The following is an 18,103-nucleotide window of genomic DNA, read 5'->3' on the forward strand; positions in this document are numbered from 1 at the left end:
ATGCCGAGTGACGGCGTCGGTGACAGCCTCTGGCAGGCCTGCGTCGACCAGCTCGCGCAGGAGCTGTCCGAACAGCAGTTCAACACCTGGATCAAGCCGCTGACCGCGAGGGTCGCGGACGATCTTTCACGGGTCACGGTCTTCGTCGCCAACCGCTTCAAGCTCGACTGGATCCGGGCCCAGTACGCCGGCAAGATCGCCTCCATGGCCGAGAAGCTCTATGGCCAGCCGGTGATCATCGAGTTAGCGCTCGCTCCTCGAGAAATCGTTGCCAGGCCTGTATCGATGGCCATCGTCTCCGAAACGGATGTGCCGCGCGACGTGGCCGGCCCGGGTGAGGACCTGAGCGGCACCGCATTCAAGAACAGGCTGAACTCCGGCCTCACCTTCGACACGCTGGTCGAAGGCACAGCCAACCGGATGGCGCGCGCAGCGGCGATGCACGTGGCCGGCATGCCCGGCCATCTTTACAACCCGCTTTTCATCTACGGCGGGGTCGGCCTGGGCAAGACCCACCTGATGCATGCGGTGGGCAACCGGCTCCTGTCCGACCGGCCGGACGCCAAAGTTCTCTACATCCATGCGGAGCAATTCGTTTCGGATGTGGTCAAAGCCTATCAGCGCAAGACTTTCGACGAGTTCAAGGAGCGCTATCACTCGCTCGACCTGCTCTTGATCGACGACGTCCAGTTCTTCGCCAACAAGGACCGGACGCAGGAGGAATTCTTCAACGCCTTCGAAGCCCTGCTCGCCAAGAAGTCGCACATCGTCATGACGAGCGACACCTATCCCAAGGGCCTGGCGGACATCCATGAGCGGCTGGTCTCGCGTTTCGATTCCGGCCTCACGGTCGCGATCGAGCCGCCCGAGCTCGAGATGCGCGTGGCGATCCTGATCAACAAGGCGCGCGCCGAAAGCGCCGAGATGCCCGAGGAAGTGGCCTTCTTCGTCGCCAAGAACGTCCGCTCCAACGTGCGCGAGCTTGAAGGCGCGCTGCGCAAGATCCTCGCCTACTCGCGCTTCAACCAGAAAGAAATTTCGATCGCGCTCGCGCGCGAAGCATTGCGTGACTTGCTCTCGATCCAGAATCGGCAGATCTCGGTCGAGAACATCCAGAAGACGGTGGCCGACTACTACAAGATCAAGGTCGCCGACATGTATTCGAAGAAGCGCCCGGCATCGATCGCCCGGCCGCGCCAGATCGCCATGTACCTGGCCAAGGAACTGACCCAGAAGAGCCTGCCGGAGATCGGCGAACTGTTCGGCGGCCGCGATCACACGACGGTGCTGCACGCGGTGCGGAAGATCTCGGGCGAGCGCCAGCAGCTCACCGAGCTCAATCAGCAGCTGCACGTGCTGGAGCAAACCCTCAAGGGCTGAGGAATGAGCGTCATCGCAGATTCACGAAAGCCTGTCAAAGGACAACTCTGGGGACAGTTTCGGCACAAGCGGGTGCTTGTCCACAGCCGCGGTGCGCACCGCGAAGTTGTCCGCCTTTGCGCGACAGCAGCGAAGCGCGGCTGCACACAGCCAGCCGGCTCACGCAAGTGCCTGTCGCAAAAGCGGAAAATCGCCCTGTCCACAGCTGAGGGCATCCCTTATCTACTACTACTAAGTTGAATTAAAGAAATAAGGAAGAGGTAAGACACATGATCGTATTGAAGGCAACACAAGACAAAGTCCTCGCCGCGCTGCAATCGGTGGCGGGCATCGTGGAGCGGCGCCACACGCTGCCGATCCTGGCCAATGTGCTGATCCGCAAGACCGGCGGCAACCTGCAGCTGACCACCAGCGACCTCGAGATCCAGATCCGCACCCATGCCGAACTCGGCGGGGACGAAGGCAACTTCACCACCACCATCGGCGCACGCAAGCTGATCGACATCCTGCGCAGCATGCCGGCCGACCAGACAGTGAGTCTCGAGTCGAGCGCGAGCAAGCTGGTGCTCAAGGGCGGCAAGAGCCGCTTCACGCTGCAATCGTTGCCGGCCGAAGACTTCCCGCTGGTGCAGGAATCGGCCAACTTCGGCCCGGTGTTCAGCGTGCCGCAGAAGACGCTGAAAGACCTGCTGAGCCAGGTCTCGTTTGCGATGGCGGTGCATGACATCCGCTACTACCTCAACGGCATCCTTTTCGTGGCCGAGGGCAAGCAGCTGAGCCTGGTGGCCACCGACGGCCACCGCCTGGCCTTCGCATCGGCCATGCTCGACGTCGAGGTGCCGCGCCAGGAAGTCATCCTGCCGCGCAAGACCGTGCTCGAGATGCAGCGCCTGCTGTCGGACGCCGAAGGCGCGATCGAGATGCAGTTCGCGAACAACCAGGCCAAGTTCAGCTTCGGCGGCATGGAGTTCGTCACCAAGCTGGTCGAAGGCAAGTTCCCCGACTACAACCGCGTGATCCCCAAGACCCACAAGAACAGCGTGACTCTGGGCCGCGCGCCGCTCCTGGCCAGCCTGCAGCGCACTGCGATCCTGACCAGCGAGAAGTTCAAGGGCGTGCGGCTCAACATCGAGCCCGGCACCCTGCGCATCGCGTCGAACAACGCCGAGCAGGAAGAAGCGCAGGACGAGCTCGACATCGACTACGGCGGCGACGCCATCGAAATCGGCTTCAACGTGACCTACCTGATCGATGCGCTGGCCAACATGGGCCAGGACATGGTGAAGCTGGACCTCGCCGATTCCAACAGCTCGGTGCTGATGACGATTCCCGACAACGCGTCGTTCAAGTACGTCGTGATGCCGATGAGGATTTAGCACACCCCAGGCTTGCCCACTTCGTGTGGCCTCCAACCCCCTTGCAGGGGGCAATACCAGCGGGCCGGCAAAGCCGGTTCCGCGGTATTCCTGGAATGGCGCAACAAGCGCCGAGAGATAGAGAGAAGGATCCTGATGAGCGAAGAAAACAAGCCGGAAGTGCCGCACACCGAGCCGGTTTACACCCCCGAGATCGACAGCGCGATCCCGATCGAAGTGACACCGATCGCGGACAACTCCTACGGCGAAGGCTCCATCACGATCCTCGAAGGCCTGGAAGCCGTGCGCAAGCGCCCCGGCATGTACATCGGCGATACCTCCGACGGCACCGGCCTGCACCACCTCGTGTTCGAAGTGGTCGACAACTCGATCGACGAAGCGCTGGCGGGGTACTGCGACGACATCGTCGTGACCATCCATACCGACAACTCGATCTCGGTGGTCGACAACGGCCGCGGCATCCCGACCGGCGTGAAGATGGACGACAAGCACGAGCCCAAGCGCTCGGCGGCGGAGATCGCGCTCACCGAGCTGCACGCCGGCGGCAAGTTCAACCAGAACAGCTACAAGGTCTCGGGCGGCCTGCACGGCGTCGGCGTGAGCTGCGTGAACGCGCTCAGCAAGATGCTGCGCCTCACGGTGCGGCGCGAGGGCAAGGTGCACACGCTGGAGTTCAGCAAAGGCTTCGTGCAAAACCGCATCGTCGAGACGGTGAACGGCGTCGAGGTGTCACCGATGAAGATCACGGGCGATACCGAGAAGCGCGGCACCGAGGTGCACTTCCTGCCCGACGACGAAATCTTCAAGGAAAACGCCGACTTCCACTACGAGATCCTCAGCAAGCGCCTGCGCGAACTGAGCTTCCTGAACAACGGCGTGCGCATCCGCCTGCTCGACGAGCGCACCGGCAAGGAAGACGATTTCTCCGGTGCCGGTGGCGTCAAGGGCTTCGTCGAATTCATCAACAAGGGCAAGACGGTCCTGCATCCCAACGTGTTCTACGCGATGGGCGAGAAGCCGGCCGACACCTATGGCGGCATTCCGGGCACGCACATCGGCGTCGAGGTCGCGATGCAGTGGAACAGCGGCTACAACGAGCAGGTGCTGTGCTTCACCAACAACATTCCGCAGCGTGACGGCGGCACCCACCTGACCGGCCTGCGCGCCGCGATGACGCGCGTCATCAACAAGTACATCGAAGAGAACGAGTTCGCCAAGAAGGCCAAGGTCGAAGTCACCGGCGACGACATGCGCGAAGGCCTGTGCTGCGTGCTCAGCGTGAAGGTGCCCGAACCCAAGTTCTCGAGCCAGACGAAGGACAAGCTGGTGTCGAGCGAGGTGCGCGCGCCGGTGGAAGACATCGTCGGGCGGCTCCTCACCGACTACCTGCAGGAGCGCCCGAACGACGCCAAGATCATCTGCGGCAAGATCGTCGACGCCGCGCGGGCGCGCGAAGCGGCCCGCAAGGCGCGCGAGATGACGCGGCGCAAGGGCGTGCTTGACGGCATGGGCCTGCCCGGCAAGCTGGCCGACTGCCAGGAAAAGGACCCGGCGCTGTGCGAGGTGTACCTGGTGGAGGGCGACTCCGCCGGCGGCTCCGCCAAGCAGGGCCGCGACCGGAAGTTCCAGGCCATCCTGCCCTTGCGCGGCAAGATCCTGAACGTCGAGAAGGCGCGCTACGAGAAGCTGCTGACCAGCAACGAAATCCTCACCATGATCACCGCGCTCGGCACCGGCATCGGCCGGGCCGGCGCGACGAGTGCGGGCGGCGGCGCCGACGACTTCAACGTCGCGAAGCTGCGCTACCACCGCATCATCATCATGACCGACGCCGACGTCGATGGCGCCCACATCCGCACGCTGCTGTTGACCTTCTTCTACCGGCAGATGCCCGAGCTGGTCGAGCGCGGCCACATCTACATCGCGCAGCCGCCGCTCTACAAAGTGAAGGTCGGCAAGGAAGAGCAGTACCTGAAGGACGGGCCGGCGCTCGATGCCTTCCTGCTCAAGGTCGCGCTCAAGGATGCCAGCGTCGAAACCGGTGGCGAGAAGCCGACCACTCTGAGCGGCGACACGCTGGCCGAGCTGGCACGCAAGCACCAGTTGGCCGAAGCGGTCATTGCACGCCTGGGCGTGTTCCTCGATGCGGCGGCCCTGCGTGCCATCGCCGATGGCGTGTCGCTGGATCTCGATACCACGGCCAGCGCCGAGGCTTCAGCCGTGGCGCTGCAGAACAAGCTGCGCGAACTCGACGCCACGGGCGTCCCCGCCGAGGTGGCCAGCGAGTTCGACGTGCGCACCGACAAGCCGCTCCTGCGCATCAGCCGCCGCCATCACGGCAACATCAAGAGCAGCGTGATCACGCAGGATTTCGTGCACGGCGCCGATTACGCGGCGCTGGCCGCTGCCGCCCAGACATTCCGGGGCCTGCTGGGCGAAGGGGCCGTGGTCAAGCGCGGCGAGGGCGACCGGGCCAAGGAAGAAAAGGTCAACGACTTCCGCGAGGCCGTGCGCTGGCTGATCGGCCAGGCCGAAAACGCCACCGCGCGCCAGCGCTACAAGGGCCTGGGCGAGATGAATCCCCAGCAGCTGTGGGAAACCACCATGGACCCGGCCGTGCGCCGGCTGCTGCGCGTGCAGATCGACGACGCGATCGAAGCCGACCGCGTGTTCACGATGCTGATGGGCGACGAGGTCGAGCCGCGCCGCGAGTTCATCGAGCAGAACGCGCTGCGGGCGTCGAACATCGACGTGTAATTGCGAACCCGGCTCAAGCCGGTTCGTGAAATACCGCATGCCGAGCCGCCCGCCGAGGCCGCTGCGCCGCGCCAATCCTCGTAAACGCTATACCTAGCCCGACTCTTGCTAAGCAAAATTCCGGCGGATTGACGCCGTTTTTTGGAGCGAGGACAGCAAGCGATGAAAGCAACCCGGTTTTGGTGGCCCACGGTGGCTCTGGCTTTCTTTGGTGCATGGACTTCGGCGCACGCACTGACGACGAACCCGCCCATCCGCATGGCGCAGGGCATCGAATACATGTGCGGCGGAAAAAGCAGCGCGGAGGCGGCGTTCATGCGCATGGTCTCGCCGCGCTGGGCGGCGACGCTGGAGTTCTCGGTCAACCGTGCCAAAACGGGCGAAGTACCGGCCGACGTGAAGGTGGTGGTGCGCGAACGCTATTCGGGCCGGCCGGTGATGGAGGCCGTTTCGAGCGCTCCCTTCATGCTGGCGCGACTCGACCCCGGCGCCTACGAGGTCGAGGCCACGCTGGCCGGGATCACGCTGCAGCAGCCGCTGATCGTGTTCAGCGGAATGGCGTCCCGCGCTGCCTTCGTCTGGCCATCCAACGTCGATTTCGCCGCGGCGACCGGGCAGCTCATGCCGGAACAACAAGCCGCAGCCCGCACCAGCGACTGAGAGTCCTCGCAGATTCAGCTTCGCCTAAGTCTTGCCGCCCATAGTCCGGGCGTGGAGTGCAGATGCCTGGCCTCCACCGATCTCATCAACCCGAGCAAGGACACGGCAATGAAGAACACAACCCGGATCTGGCGGCCCGTGGCCGCCCTGGCAATCGGTGGCGCGTCGCTTTTCGGTGCACTGGCGGCGCAGGCGGCCTACAACCCGCCGATCCGCATGACGAACGGCATCGAGTACATGAGCGGCGGCATCAGCAGCGACGAGGCGGCGCTGATGCAAAGCGTCGCGCCGCGATGGCCGGCGACCTTCGAATTCGCAATCAAGGACGGCACGCGCGCGGATTTCGCGGCCGACGTCTCCGTGTCGGTGCGCGATGCCGCCGGCCGCGACGTGCTGGCGCATGTGACGGCCGAAGGCCCGTTCATGGTGGCGCGCCTCGAGCCCGGGCGCTATGAGGTGGAAGCCACGCTGGCCGGCCGGACGCTGAAGCAGGCGGTCGAGATCCGCGCCGGCAGCCCGACCCGCACCCTCTTCCTGTGGCCCGCAGGCACGGACGTGAGCGCGCATTCGTGATTCCGCGGATCCTCGAGAGCCGGGGCCTTTCGGCGCACATCCTGCCGACCTCGGCCACGATGATTGGCGTGTGCATGACGGTGCTGTCGATCGGCCACCTGCGTCCCGACGGCCACTCGCGCGTGCTGATCGACAAGTTGCTGGCCTTCGACGCGCTGATCTTCCTGGCGAGCGCGGTGCTGTCCTTCGTGTCGATGCGTTCCCGGCGCGAAGGACCGCGCCATGAGCGCCGTGCGGAACTGCTGTTTCTGGCCGGCCTCGCGATCCTGGCATTGGGCGCGGTCGCGATCGCCTTTGCCATCGACTGAGGCGCCATTTTCTTTGCTGGCACGCGCCTTGAATGTGAAGGCGGCGGCGCCCACATGCGGTGTCCGCACTGTGCGCACTGTTCAAGGCCTCGATGCCGCTCCCGCCCCTGATTCTTCTCACCACGCTGCTGCACGCCTATATCGGCCTGCGGCTGCTGCCGGCGCTCGCCTTGCTCACCGGCGCCTGGCCGGTGCTGCTGGCGGCGCTGGTGCTCTCGGCCGCGACCATGCCACTGCCCTTTGTCGGTGCACGCTCCGCAGGCCGGGCGCCGCTGGCCGATGGGTGGAAATGGCTGGGCCTCCTCTGCATGGGATGGTTTTCGTCGATGTTCGTGCTCACGATGGCGCGTGACGCCGGCCTGCTGCTGACCTGGCTCGCCACCGCCCTCGGCGGCTGGGCCATCGATTGGCCGCGCGGGCAGGCCTGGAGCGCGGCGGCGGTGCCGCTGCTGGCGACGCTGATCTCGCTGATCGGCTTCTTCAACGCGCGGCGCACCGCCGGCGTGGTGCGGGTCGATGTGCCGATCCGCGACCTGCCCTCGGGGCTGAACGGCTTCACGATCGCCCAGCTCAGCGACATCCACGTCGGGCCGACCATCCGGCGCGGCTACATCCAGCGCATCGTCGATGCGGTCAATGCGCTGGGCGCGGACATGATCGCGATCACGGGCGACCTGGTCGACGGCACGGTGGCCGAGCTGCGCGAGCATGTCGCGCCGCTCGCCGGCCTGCGCGCGCGGCACGGCACCTTCGTGGTGACCGGCAACCACGAGTACTACGCGGGCGCACAGGCATGGATCGACGAACTGCGCCGCCTGGGCCTGCGCGTGCTGCTCAACGAGCACGTGGTGCTGCAGACGCGCAATGTGCGGGGCGCGCAGACCGACGAGGAGGTGCTCGACAGCGCGCTGGTGGTGGCCGGCGTGACCGACTACACCGCCGCGCATTTCGATGCTGCGCATGCGAGCGATCCGCAGCGCGCGCTGCACGATGCGCCGCCGCTGGTGCGCACGCGCCTGCTGCTCGCGCACCAGCCGCGCAGCGCGCCGGCCGCGGCCGAAGCCGGCTACCAGCTGCAGCTTTCGGGCCACACGCACGGCGGCCAGTTCTTTCCGTGGAACCTGTTCGTGCCGCTGCAGCAGCCTTTCACGGCCGGGCTGCACCGGCTGCGCGAGATGTGGGTCTACACCAGCCGCGGCACCGGCTACTGGGGACCGCCCAAGCGCTTCGGCGCGCCTTCCGAAATCACCCTGCTGCGGCTGGTACCGGCGGCTTGATGTTGCGCGCCGTGCCCAGGAGCGTGGCACAGAGGCGTTCCTCCCCGTTCTCGCCAATGGCGTAGACCTCGGCCGCGCACACGGTGAGCAGCTGGCCAGCGCTCACCACGCGGCCGCGTGCGCGCACCGCGCGGCCCACAGCGGGTGCGACGAGCTTCAGCGTGGCGTCGACGGTCGCGTTGCTCCAGCCGTCAGGCAGCACGGAGGCGGCGGCGGACACCGCGGCGAAATCGGCGACCGCGAAGACCGGCGTCGCCTGAAGCTGGCCCGGCCTGAAGGTGAGCGGCTCGGTGATGGGCAGTTCGACTTCGACCTGTCCCGGTGCGAGTTGCGTGAAGCGCAGGCCCAGTGTGCGCGCCATCGGCATCGCGAGCACGGCCCGTTCGATCCGTTGAAGCTGAGGTGTGCGGGTCATCTCTTGTCCTTCGAGGAGGATGTGGTGGAGGTCCTGGGCCAGGGTGCTTTCTTCTTCGCCGCTGCCGGCGGCTTGCGCCGTTGCGCGCGCAGCCAGGCGGCGTGTTCGATCACCTGCGCGCGCAGGGCCTGCAGCTCGGCGATCTGCGCGTCCAGCGCGGCCACGCGTTCCTCCAGCGCATCGGTCATCCGCGTGATGCTGAGGCGGCCCGCACGATAGGCCGGCAGCAGCTCGGCGATCGCCGGAAGCGAGAAGCCGATGCGGCGCGCCATCGCGATGAACACCACTTCGCGTCGCATCGATTCAGGGTAATCGCGGTAGTCCGAATCGGTGCGTGCCGGCAGCAGCAGGCCGAGCCGCTCGTAGTGGCGCAGCGCGTGCACCGTGACGCCGGCGCGTTGGGCGAGTTCGGAGATCCGCATCGGCCCAAGGCTAGCAAGCCTCGCGTTGCACGAAGCTTGGAGCGGGCCGATTTTTTTCAGCCGGCGAGCCGTCGCGCGTTCGAGGTGGCCTTGGCGTGGATGGGCTTGAGCCCGCGTTGCGCGATGCGCGCGCCGGCGCTCGACAGCTGGGTCAGCGTGGCGGCGGAGCGGGCAGCGGCGCCGGCGAGCGCCCGGCCGTGCGTCTCGATCTGCGTCGGCGTGGTGCTGGTGCTGAGCGAAAAAAGCGCAACGGCGCCGCCCAGCCAGTGCTTGACGGCACGGTTGACGAGCGCGAACTGGGTGCTGTGCAGCTGGTTCGCCATGGCCGCGCCCGATTCGCTCGCTGCCGCGAGTTTCTCGTGGCCCATGAGCTGCATTTCCGCCAGGTCCTCGGCACTGGGCGAGAGCCCGGCGCGGGCGATGCGTTCGGTGCGCAGCTGGATCACCGAGCCGGAAGACAGCAGCATCTCGTGGGTCTTGAAGGCGACGTCGACCCACAGCATGAGCGGATTGAAGAAGCGGGAAGAAGAGAAGCTGGGCGACATGGACGTTCTGCGTGGAAAGGTCCACCGACTATAGGCCTATCGACTGCTGCATGCTGCACTGCAGCAACCGTTGAGCGAATATTTCCTACCTTTTGTCACGGCGAGCTTCTCTTGTCCGCTGCAGAGCGCGGAGGTCGCTCTCCCTTGCCGCTTCCGCCTTCGAAGATCGCAATGCCGGCATCAGGAAGCCGAACCCGGGCGAGAACTTCGTGCGGGTGCGCTATCTGTACCGTTTCTGAGCCCTGTCTCAGGCGAGGTATTCGCCGGCTCGCTCAAGATCGGCCAACCATTGCGCGTAGGCCGATTCGCGTTCGGCTGGATCGCCGCGCAGCAGTGCCGACGGATGCAGCGTGACCAGCACCGGAAGCTCGCGCAGGCCGGTGTGCCAGCGGCCGCGTTCGCTCATGCAGGCCCTCTTGGGCGCGACGCCCGCAGGCGCTTGGCGTGCAGCTCGGTGACTGCATAGGCCACGGTGGCGATGGCGAGCGGCAGCAGATAGTAGATGGCGCGATAGGCGAGCAGCGCGCCGAGCAGCCGGCTCTGCGGAAACTGGTGCGCGAGCAGCGCGACGAAGACGGCTTCGAGCACGCCCAGGCCGGCCGGCACGTGGGTGATGACGCCCGCCACGGCGCCGACCAGCAGCACGCCGAGCACGTGCGGGTAGGGCAGTTGCCGCTGCAGCAGGAACCAGATCACGCCGCCGATCAGCGACCAGTTGATGCAGGACATCACGAGCTGCAGCAGCGCCATGCCCAGCGCCGGCGTCTCCAGCTCGTGGCCGCGGATGTTCCAGACATGCTCGCGCGCGATCGCGCACAGCGCCAGGTAGGCCGCGGCCAGCAGCAGCAGGGTGGCGCCGAGGATGCGCAGGCCGCCCTCTCCGATCTTCCAGTCGGGCGGCAGCGTCATCGGCCAGAAACAGAAGGCAGCGCCCGCGACCACCAGGTAGCCGAGCCAGTTGGTCAGCATGCTGAAGCCGAGTACCCGCGTGATGGTGATGCCGCCCAGGCCCAGGCGCGAATAGAGGCGGTAGCGGAAGGCCACGCCGCCGATCAGCGCGCCGAGGTTGAGGTTGAAGGCATAGCTGATGAAGGTGACGCCCATCACCGAGGCGGTGCCCAGCGTGTGGCCCGTCATGTGGCGCCCCAGCAGGTCGTAGCTGCTGTAGAGCGTGAAGCTGCAGGCGGCGAGGGCGGCCGCGGCGAGCAGCATCGGCAGCGGGATCTGGCCGACCGATTCGAAGACCTCGTCCCAGTCGATGGCGCGCGCCTGCCGCAGCAGCAGCCAGGCGACCAGGCCGAGGAAGACCCAGCTGCCGATCCGCTTCGCCCAGACCCACCAGGCATGGCGTCGCGAGGGGTTCACGCCGTGTCCGTCTGCGTCGCGCCGCCGCCGCGTGGCGCGGGCGCTTCGAGGGGATGGAGTCGCGGCGCGTGGCGCGGCAGCCAGCCGACCCAGGATGGATACCAGCGCAGCAGGTGGAAGAGGAAGAAGCTGCGCACCAGGCGCCAGCCGCTCCATTCGGTGAGATCCGAGGTCTGGATCTGCTGGCAGTGGTCGCGCATCAGGCGATCGAGCCGCTCCGACATGAGCTGGTTGAAAGCCCGGTCGCGCACGACCACGTTCGCTTCCAGGTTCAGCGACAGGCTCAGCGGGTCCAGATTGCTGGATCCGACCGTGCTCCACTGTTCGTCCGCCAGCGCGACCTTGCCGTGCAGCGGGCGCTCGCAGTATTCGTAGATGCGCACGCCGGCGTGCAGCAGGTGGTGATACAGCATGCTGGCTGCCGTCTTGACGATCGGCATGTCGGGCTCGCCTTGAAGAATCAGCCGCACGTCGACGCCGCGCCGCGCCGCGCGCCGCATCTCCTTGATCAGCCGGTAGCCCGGGAAGAAATAGGCATTGGCGATCACGATGCGCTGCCGGGCGCTGCGGATGGCGGCGCGGTAGTGGCGCTCGATGTCGTTGGTGTGGCGGCGGTTGTCGCGGGTGACGAACTGCACCTCGGCATCGCCGGCCGGCGCGTTATCGTGCGGCGCGGCGGCGCGCAGGCGGCGCCTGAACCAGCCACGCCCCTTGCCTCCGATCGCGATCGCGCGCAGCACGAAGCGGTGGATCTCGGTGACGATCGGGCCCGCGAGTTCGACCGCATAGTCCTGCTTCGCCTTCGGGCCGAAGTCCATCACGTGGTCGGCGGAGAAGTTGATGCCGCCGACGAAGGCGCGCGTGCCGTCGACCACCATGATCTTGCGATGCATGCGCCGGAAGACATTGAGCCGCTGGCCGAGGAAGCGCTGGCCCGGATCGAAGACGCGCACCTTGACGCCCGCCGAGGTCAGCCCCTCGATGAATTCGTCGGAAAGATCGGGCGAGCCGAAACCGTCGACCATCAGGTCGACCTTCACGCCGCGTTGCGCCGCCGCACGCAAGGCGCCATGGAGCTCCTTGCCGACCTTGTCCTCGAACAGGATGAAGGTCTCGATGATCACTTCGCGCTGCGCGTCGCGGATGGCGTCGAACACGCGTGGGAAGAACTGCTCGCCGTTCTCGAGCAGCTCGACGCGATTGCCCCCGACCCAGCGATTGCCCATGGTCACAGCTCGATCTCTGCCACCAGCGGCGCGTGGTCCGACAGGTGCGACCAGGGCTTGCGCGGCAGCACCACCGGTGCGTGCACGCCGGCGTTGCGCACGTAGATGCGGTCCAGCGGGAGCAGCGGAAAGCGCGCGGGGAAGGTCTTCGCCGCGCTGCCGTTGGCCTGCACGAACACCTCCCGCAGCGACGCGCCCTGTTCGAGGATCTCGTGCGCGCGGCCGCGCCAGTCGTTGAAGTCGCCGGCCACGATCAGCGGCGCATCGGCCGGCACCTCGTCGCGCACCATATGGCACAGCAGCTCCAGTTGCTGCAGTCGGTGGCCTTCGGCCAGGCCCAGGTGGGCGCAGATCACGTGCACGTCGACCGGCCGGCCGGGCAGGCGCAGCACGCAATGCAGGAGCCCGCGCTTCTCGGGGCCCACGATCGACACATCGTGGTTCTTGAAATGGATGATCGGAAACTTCGACAGCACGGCATTGCCGTGATGCCCCTTGGGATAGACCGCGTTGCGGCCGTAGGCGAACTGCGGCCACATGGTGTCGGCCAGGAATTCGTAGTGCGGTGCCTCCGGCCAGTTGTCGACCTTGCGGGAATGGCGCGAATGGGTCCCCAGCACCTCCTGCAGGAATACCACGTCGGCACCCACCGTGCGCACCGCCTCGCGCAGCTCCGGCAGGATGAACTTGCGGTTGAGCGCCGTGAAGCCTTTGTGGGTGTTCACGGTCATGACCTTGAGGGAGGTGGGCGATGCCGTCACGCCGGCCGAAGGGGAAGAGGGCTTCACATGTGCAGTTGTAAGCCGAGGTACCCATGGCGGCTGTAGGAACTTGCGCCGGCCTGCGCCCGGCGCGGGTCAACTCCTACAGGCAGGCCTGCCGCATCCCCACACGGGGCTGCCTTGGGTGCTCCTACGCTGGATCCGGAGTCTTGATGAAGAAGGGGCTCACATTCGTTGAACTCGAGAGACAAGGAGTCATCATGAAGCAAAGTTTCATCGCCACCACGCTTCTCGCCGGCCTGATGGGCTTGGCCGGCGTCGCCGTCGCGCAGAGCACCGCGACCCAGCGGCCCGACGGAAGCGAACCGGCTTCGCGCGACGCCGTGAGGGCCGAGGCGCGCGCCCACAACCGCAACAACGCCAACAACCCGGTGCCCAAGGGCGAGGCGACCACCACCGTGAACAGCCAGCCCAATGCGATGCCGCAGCCGACCGGCGAGCAAACGCGCATGGACGTGAGTCAACAGGCGCGCAAGGTCAAGCCGCGCTTTGGGGAGAGGGGTGAGCGGCCTGAAGTTCCGACCAACCCGACCGACAAGACCGGCACGCCGCAGTAAGGTGCGAGTCGACCACGAAAAAGCCCGCATCGCTGCGGGCTTTTTTATGGGCCGGTGTCGGGCTCAGCTCTTGGCGGCTTCGCCATGGCCATGGTGGTGATGGCCGTGTCCGCGATGGCCGAAGCGCATGCCTTCCGCATCGAAGGTCTTTTGCTGCTCGGGCGTAAGCGCCGCATAGAAGCTGCGCGTGGCATCGATGCGCTTGGCGAACATCGCGCTGCGTTCGGCGTGGCGCGTCTGCATCAGATCCAGGCGCTGCGGCGTCGTCATCTTGGCCAGCTCGGCGCGATCGGGACGGGCTTGTCCTGCCTTGCGGGCCGGCGGCTGTTGCGCCGTCGCGAAGCTGCTCCAGGCGCCTTCCTGCGCCGGGGTGAGCTGGAGCTTCTGCTTCAGCGCGGCCAGGCGCTCGGCGCGATGGGCTTGCATGCGCTCGAAGCGCTGGGCCCGGTCCATGCGCTTGGCTTGCGCCGGGGCCTTGGAGGCGTCCACCTTTGCCTCAGCAGCCGGCGGCGCCGGCGCCGCGAGGGGCGCCTGGGCGAAAGCGGCGGAGGAGGCGAAAGTGGCCGAGGCAAGCAGGCCGGCCAGGAGAAGGCTTTGGCGAGACGAAATCATGAGAGTGCTTCCTTTCGAAGAAGCCCGCCGCCGATGGGCAGCAGGTGAGAGGGAGTGTCGACGCGCTCTGTATCCCGGCCGTGAGCTCAGCGTTGTGCCTGCGTAAAGAAAAATTTCGGCGCGTACCGAGGCGGGGGCTCTATTTGGGCCGCGGAGGCGCCAGGCCGGCATCGGGCACCTCGCCTGGCCCTTGCGGACTTCGGTCATGCGGCAGATGTAGGCAGCCGCCCCGCATCGGTCCCGCGCCGCCACGGCCGAAATACCGTAGGCGCGCGACTACAGTTCAGCTCAGCTTGCCGTTTTGGAAATCGTGCACGGCCTGCATCACCTGTTCGCGCGTGTTCATGACGAAGGGGCCGTACTGCGCGATCGGCTCGTGCAAGGGCTTGCCCGCGATCAGCAGCGCGCGCGCCGGGCTGTGGTTGGAGGCGGGCGCACGCAGCAGCACGCCGTCGCTTTCGGGGTCGTTGGCGAGGATCGCCATGCGCTTGGTAGGGATCTCGCTGCTCCCAATAAAGAGCGATTCGCGAAACACGTGGAGCAACGCATTGCGGTCAGGCGCCAGCGGCTGGGCGAACTCGGTGCCGGGCGGCAGCGTGAGATCGAGGTAGAGCGGCTCGGTGTGCTCGCGCTGCACCGCGCCCTGGATGCCATGGCTTTCGCCCGCGATCACGCGCACGTGCACGCCCGCGGGTGTGGTGAACGCGGGAATCTCGTCGCTCTGAATGTCGCGGTACCAGGGCTTGCGCATCTTGTCCTTGGACGGCAAGTTGAGCCAGAGCTGGAAGCCTTCCATCAGCCCTTCTTCCTGCTCGGGCAGCTCGCTGTGCACCAGGCCGCGGCCGGCCGTCATCCACTGCACGCCGCCGTTTTCCAGCAGGCCTTCATGGCCCTCGCTGTCGCGGTGTCGCATGCGGCCCGCGATCATGTAAGTCACTGTTTCGAAGCCGCGGTGCGGGTGGCTCGGAAAGCCGCCGATGTAGTCGCCCGGGTTGTCGCTGCCGAAGGCGTCGAGCATCAGGTAGGGATCGAGCCGCTGCTGCAGCGTCTGGTTCAGCACGCGCGTGAGCTTGACGCCGTCGCCATCGCTGGTGGAGACGCCGGCGACGATCTGGTCGATGCCGCGCGGGCTGGCCAGCGCGGCAGGTTCGACGGCATGGGTGGTGGTCTTGGAGGTGCTCATGCAACCCATGGTGGCACGGAGCGGAGACCGCGTCAGGGGTGGGGCTGCCGCCCGTTCAGCGCCTCGAGCTCCCAGGACACGCCCTGCCAAGCCACCTCGGGGCCGGCCGCCCGCGGCCCGGCTGCTGCGCGCCCGGCCTCGATCGCCCAGCGCGCGCCTGCGCTCACGCTGTCGATCAAAGGCACTGCAAGCTCGGGCGCGATGGCGGCGGCCATGCCGGCCAGCCCGGCACCGCCCAGGATCACGGCCTGCGCGTCGAAACGCGCTGCCGCGTCGCGGCAGGCTTCGGCCAGCAGCGCGTGGGCGCCTGCCGGGTCGGCGGCGAGCTCGGCGCCGCTCGCAGCCACCGTGTGGATGCCGGCGAGCGAGGGCGCGTGACCGAGCGCCAGGGCCAGGCGCTCGAGCATCGGCCGCCAGCGTTCGCCGCCCGTCACGACGGCGAAGCGCCCGTGCCGGGCCGCGGCCGCGAAGGCCGCTTCCGCGAGGCTGCCAACCGGGACGCTGCAGGCCTCGCGCAGGGCGAACAGGCCCGGATCGCCGAAGCAGCCGATCAGCACCGCGTCGGGCCGCTCGCCGCGCGCCAGCGCTGCGGCCCAGGCATCGAGCACCGCGTGCTGCGCCACCGCGTAGCTGGCCTCGCTGGCGATGTAGGGCGCGCCGAAGCGGGCGGTGACGGTGTGCACCTTCAAGGCCGGGCTCACTTCGTTCTGCACGTGGCGCTGCAGCAGCGCGCTCACCGTCGCCGAGGTGTTGGGATTGATGACGAGGAGGCGGGGCATCAGCGCCGCCGTGTAGCGCGCCGGCGCAGCCAGGCGGCGGAACCGAGCGCAAGCGCCATCACCATGAAGGAGACCACGGTGGTGACCGTGCCGAGCGCGTAGATCGATGGCGTGGTGACGGTCGAGGTCAGGCCCTGGAGTTCGAGCGGCAGCGTGTTGACGTCGCCGATGGCCTGCGAGGTGCGCGCGATCTCGTCCCACGAAAGCGTGAAGCCGAACATGCCGATGCCGACCACGGACGGTCCGATCAATGGCAGCACCACATGGCAGAAGCTTTGCCAGGGGGTGGCGCCGAGGTCGCGCGCAGCTTCCTCGAAAGCCGGGTTGAAGCGGTTGAAGACCGCGAACATGATCAGCAGGCCGAAGGGCAGCGTCCACGTCAGGTGCGCGCCGAGCGCCGAGCTGAGCAGGCCCAGTGCGGTGCCGTAGTTCTCGAGCATGCCATCGGCCCCCGCGGCCGCGAGCGCACCCTTGATGCCGCTGTCGAGCAGCCGGAACTGCAGCCCGATGCCCAGCGACACGATGATCGAGGGCATGATCAGGCTCGCGACCGTGACGAAGAACAGCGCGTTGCCGCCCGCGAGCTTCTTGCGGAAGGCGAGGCCCGCGAGCACCGAGAGCACGACGGTGAACAGCATCACCACCGCGCCCAGCATCAGCGAGCGCCGGAAAGCCGCGCCGATGTCGACCGTGCCCAGGCCCTCGGCGAGCTTGTAGAACCAGTGCAGCGAGACGCCGCGCAGCGGAAAGGTCAGGCCGCCTTCGGGGCCCTGGAAGCTCAGCACGAAGATCGTGATCATCGGGCCGTAGAGAAAGAGCACGAAGAGCGCGAAGACGATCGCCAGCGGCCAGAAGCCTGCGCTGCGCTGCTCGCCGATCCTTGCGCTCACGTCAGAGCTCCTTGCGGATATCGACCAGGCGCGTCAGGCCCCAGATGATCATCAGCACCACCGCCAGCAGGATCATTGCGTTGGCCGCCGCGAGCGGGAACTGCAGGTAGGAGGTCTGCACCTGGATGATCTTGCCGATCGAGGCGATCTGCTGGCCGCCCATCACGCCGATGGTCACGAAGTCGCCCATCACGATGGTGATGACGAAGATCGAGCCGATCAGGATGCCGGTTCGCGAGAGCGGCACGATCACGTTCCAAAGCGTCTGCCAGCCGGAGGCGCCGGCGTCGCTCGCGGCCTCGAGCAGCGAGCGGTCGATGCGCATCATCGAGTTGAAGATCGGCACGATCATGAACATCGTGTAGAGATGCACGAAGGCCAGCACCACCGAGAAGTTCGAGAACAGCAGCCACTCGACGGGCGCGTCGACCAGGCCCAGCCCCACCAGGCCCTGGTTGACGAGCCCGTTGCGCCCGAGCAGCGGCACCCACGAGATCATGCGGATCACGTTCGAGGTCCAGAAGGGCACGGTGCACAGCACGAAGAGCAGGGTCTGCATGCCCGGCGAGCGCACGTGGAAGGCCAGGAAGTAGGCGACCGCGAAGCCGATGACAAGCGTGATGCCCCAGACCAGGAGACAGAACTTGAGCGTGCTCAGGTAGGTGGAGAGCGTGACGCAGAAGTCGCCGTTGTCCGTGAGGTGCGAGCAGCCTTCGAAGATGCTCGCGTAGTTGCGCAGCGTGATTGCAGGAATCAGCTCGTACTCGTTGAAGTTCCAGAGGCTGACCATCGCGATCAGCGCCAGCGGGATCAGGAAGAAGAGCAGGAAGACCAGCGCGAAGGGCGCAGCCTGCCACCAAGGCTTGATGGCCTGAATGCTCGTTGCAGTTGCCGATGGGTTCATGGTTTTGTTCCCTCTCCCTCTGGGAGAGGGCTAGGGTGAGGGCAGGTGATGGGCGCTGCTTGCCCTCACCCCCGCCCTCTCCCAGGGGGAGA

General features: G+C 66.8%; 20 protein-coding genes. 8 read left to right on the plus strand and 12 right to left on the minus strand.

Annotated elements, in window-relative coordinates; genetic code table 11:
- The 7 genes from dnaA to ACSQ9A_RS00035 form a co-directional block, all read left to right on the plus strand.
- On the plus strand, positions 1–1,380 hold a 1,380-nt coding region (dnaA, locus tag ACSQ9A_RS00005), incomplete at its 5' end, for a chromosomal replication initiator protein DnaA (RefSeq protein WP_093107053.1).
- Positions 1,381–1,649: 269 nt separating this feature from the next.
- Positions 1,650–2,756 (plus strand): DNA polymerase III subunit beta, encoded by a 1,107-nt coding sequence (gene dnaN / locus ACSQ9A_RS00010; RefSeq protein ID WP_436302228.1) that lies wholly within the window; start codon positions 1,650–1,652, stop codon positions 2,754–2,756.
- A gap of 132 nt (positions 2,757–2,888) precedes the next feature.
- A complete protein-coding gene (gene gyrB / locus ACSQ9A_RS00015) occupies positions 2,889–5,513 on the plus strand; it encodes a DNA topoisomerase (ATP-hydrolyzing) subunit B (protein ID WP_436306226.1) in 2,625 nt (874 codons plus the stop codon).
- A 162-nt stretch (positions 5,514–5,675) separates the two neighbouring features.
- Positions 5,676–6,173, plus strand: coding sequence for a hypothetical protein (locus ACSQ9A_RS00020; protein ID WP_436302229.1), 498 nt, complete (start codon positions 5,676–5,678; stop codon positions 6,171–6,173).
- A gap of 108 nt (positions 6,174–6,281) precedes the next feature.
- Entirely contained in the window at positions 6,282–6,746 is a 465-nt protein-coding gene (locus ACSQ9A_RS00025; RefSeq protein WP_436302230.1) for a hypothetical protein, read from the plus strand.
- A complete protein-coding gene (locus tag ACSQ9A_RS00030; protein WP_244503867.1) occupies positions 6,743–7,054 on the plus strand; it encodes a hypothetical protein in 312 nt (103 codons plus the stop codon). The genes ACSQ9A_RS00025 and ACSQ9A_RS00030 overlap by 4 nt, the downstream gene beginning before the upstream one ends.
- Before the next feature lie 92 nt (positions 7,055–7,146).
- Entirely contained in the window at positions 7,147–8,331 is a 1,185-nt protein-coding gene (locus ACSQ9A_RS00035; RefSeq protein WP_436302231.1) for a metallophosphoesterase, read from the plus strand.
- Here the strand turns inward: ACSQ9A_RS00035 and ACSQ9A_RS00040 are convergent.
- The 7 genes from ACSQ9A_RS00040 to ACSQ9A_RS00070 form a co-directional block, all read right to left on the minus strand.
- Positions 8,300–8,746, minus strand: coding sequence for a PaaI family thioesterase (locus ACSQ9A_RS00040; RefSeq protein WP_436302232.1), 447 nt, complete (start codon positions 8,744–8,746; stop codon positions 8,300–8,302). The genes ACSQ9A_RS00035 and ACSQ9A_RS00040 overlap by 32 nt on opposite strands.
- Positions 8,743–9,168 carry a MerR family transcriptional regulator gene (locus tag ACSQ9A_RS00045; protein ID WP_436302233.1) on the minus strand — a complete coding sequence of 142 codons (426 nt, stop codon included), beginning with the start codon at positions 9,166–9,168 and terminating at the stop codon, positions 8,743–8,745. The genes ACSQ9A_RS00040 and ACSQ9A_RS00045 overlap by 4 nt, the downstream gene beginning before the upstream one ends.
- Before the next feature lie 56 nt (positions 9,169–9,224).
- Positions 9,225–9,713, minus strand: a complete 489-nt coding sequence (locus ACSQ9A_RS00050; RefSeq protein ID WP_436302234.1) for a polyhydroxyalkanoate granule-associated phasin — start codon at positions 9,711–9,713, stop codon at positions 9,225–9,227.
- A 247-nt stretch (positions 9,714–9,960) separates the two neighbouring features.
- Complete coding sequence (locus tag ACSQ9A_RS00055) at positions 9,961–10,119, minus strand: hypothetical protein (RefSeq protein ID WP_244503866.1); 159 nt, start codon at positions 10,117–10,119, stop codon at positions 9,961–9,963.
- Positions 10,116–11,078: a lysylphosphatidylglycerol synthase domain-containing protein gene (locus ACSQ9A_RS00060; protein WP_436302235.1), complete on the minus strand. Its 963-nt coding sequence runs from the start codon at positions 11,076–11,078 to the stop codon at positions 10,116–10,118. The genes ACSQ9A_RS00055 and ACSQ9A_RS00060 overlap by 4 nt, the downstream gene beginning before the upstream one ends.
- Positions 11,075–12,304, minus strand: a complete 1,230-nt coding sequence (gene clsB / locus ACSQ9A_RS00065) for a cardiolipin synthase ClsB (RefSeq protein WP_436302236.1) — start codon at positions 12,302–12,304, stop codon at positions 11,075–11,077. The genes ACSQ9A_RS00060 and clsB overlap by 4 nt, the downstream gene beginning before the upstream one ends.
- Before the next feature lie 2 nt (positions 12,305–12,306).
- A complete protein-coding gene (locus ACSQ9A_RS00070) occupies positions 12,307–13,035 on the minus strand; it encodes an endonuclease/exonuclease/phosphatase family protein (RefSeq protein ID WP_093107034.1) in 729 nt (242 codons plus the stop codon).
- A gap of 251 nt (positions 13,036–13,286) precedes the next feature.
- Here ACSQ9A_RS00070 and ACSQ9A_RS00075 point away from each other — a divergent pair, with 251 nt between their 5' ends.
- Positions 13,287–13,643 carry a serine/threonine protein kinase gene (locus tag ACSQ9A_RS00075; RefSeq protein ID WP_436294823.1) on the plus strand — a complete coding sequence of 119 codons (357 nt, stop codon included), beginning with the start codon at positions 13,287–13,289 and terminating at the stop codon, positions 13,641–13,643.
- A 63-nt stretch (positions 13,644–13,706) separates the two neighbouring features.
- On the opposite strand, the gene ACSQ9A_RS00080 is transcribed toward ACSQ9A_RS00075, so the two are convergent.
- The 5 genes from ACSQ9A_RS00080 to ACSQ9A_RS00100 form a co-directional block, all read right to left on the minus strand.
- Positions 13,707–14,255, minus strand: coding sequence for a Spy/CpxP family protein refolding chaperone (locus ACSQ9A_RS00080; RefSeq protein ID WP_436302237.1), 549 nt, complete (start codon positions 14,253–14,255; stop codon positions 13,707–13,709).
- Between the two features lie 283 nt (positions 14,256–14,538).
- Entirely contained in the window at positions 14,539–15,438 is a 900-nt protein-coding gene (locus ACSQ9A_RS00085; protein ID WP_093107027.1) for a pirin family protein, read from the minus strand.
- 32 nt (positions 15,439–15,470) lie between these two features.
- The gene (locus ACSQ9A_RS00090; RefSeq protein ID WP_436302238.1) at positions 15,471–16,217 is read right to left on the minus strand and encodes an aspartate/glutamate racemase family protein; all 747 of its coding nucleotides are present in this window, start codon (positions 16,215–16,217) and stop codon (positions 15,471–15,473) included.
- Positions 16,217–17,107 (minus strand): ABC transporter permease, encoded by an 891-nt coding sequence (locus tag ACSQ9A_RS00095; RefSeq protein WP_436294819.1) that lies wholly within the window; start codon positions 17,105–17,107, stop codon positions 16,217–16,219. The genes ACSQ9A_RS00090 and ACSQ9A_RS00095 overlap by 1 nt, the downstream gene beginning before the upstream one ends.
- A gap of 1 nt (position 17,108) precedes the next feature.
- Positions 17,109–18,011, minus strand: a complete 903-nt coding sequence (locus tag ACSQ9A_RS00100; protein WP_436302239.1) for an ABC transporter permease — start codon at positions 18,009–18,011, stop codon at positions 17,109–17,111.
- Positions 18,012–18,103 lie beyond the last annotated feature (92 nt).

The organism is Variovorax sp. LjRoot290 (assembly GCF_964253985.1).
Lineage (GTDB): Bacteria > Pseudomonadota > Gammaproteobacteria > Burkholderiales > Burkholderiaceae_C > Variovorax.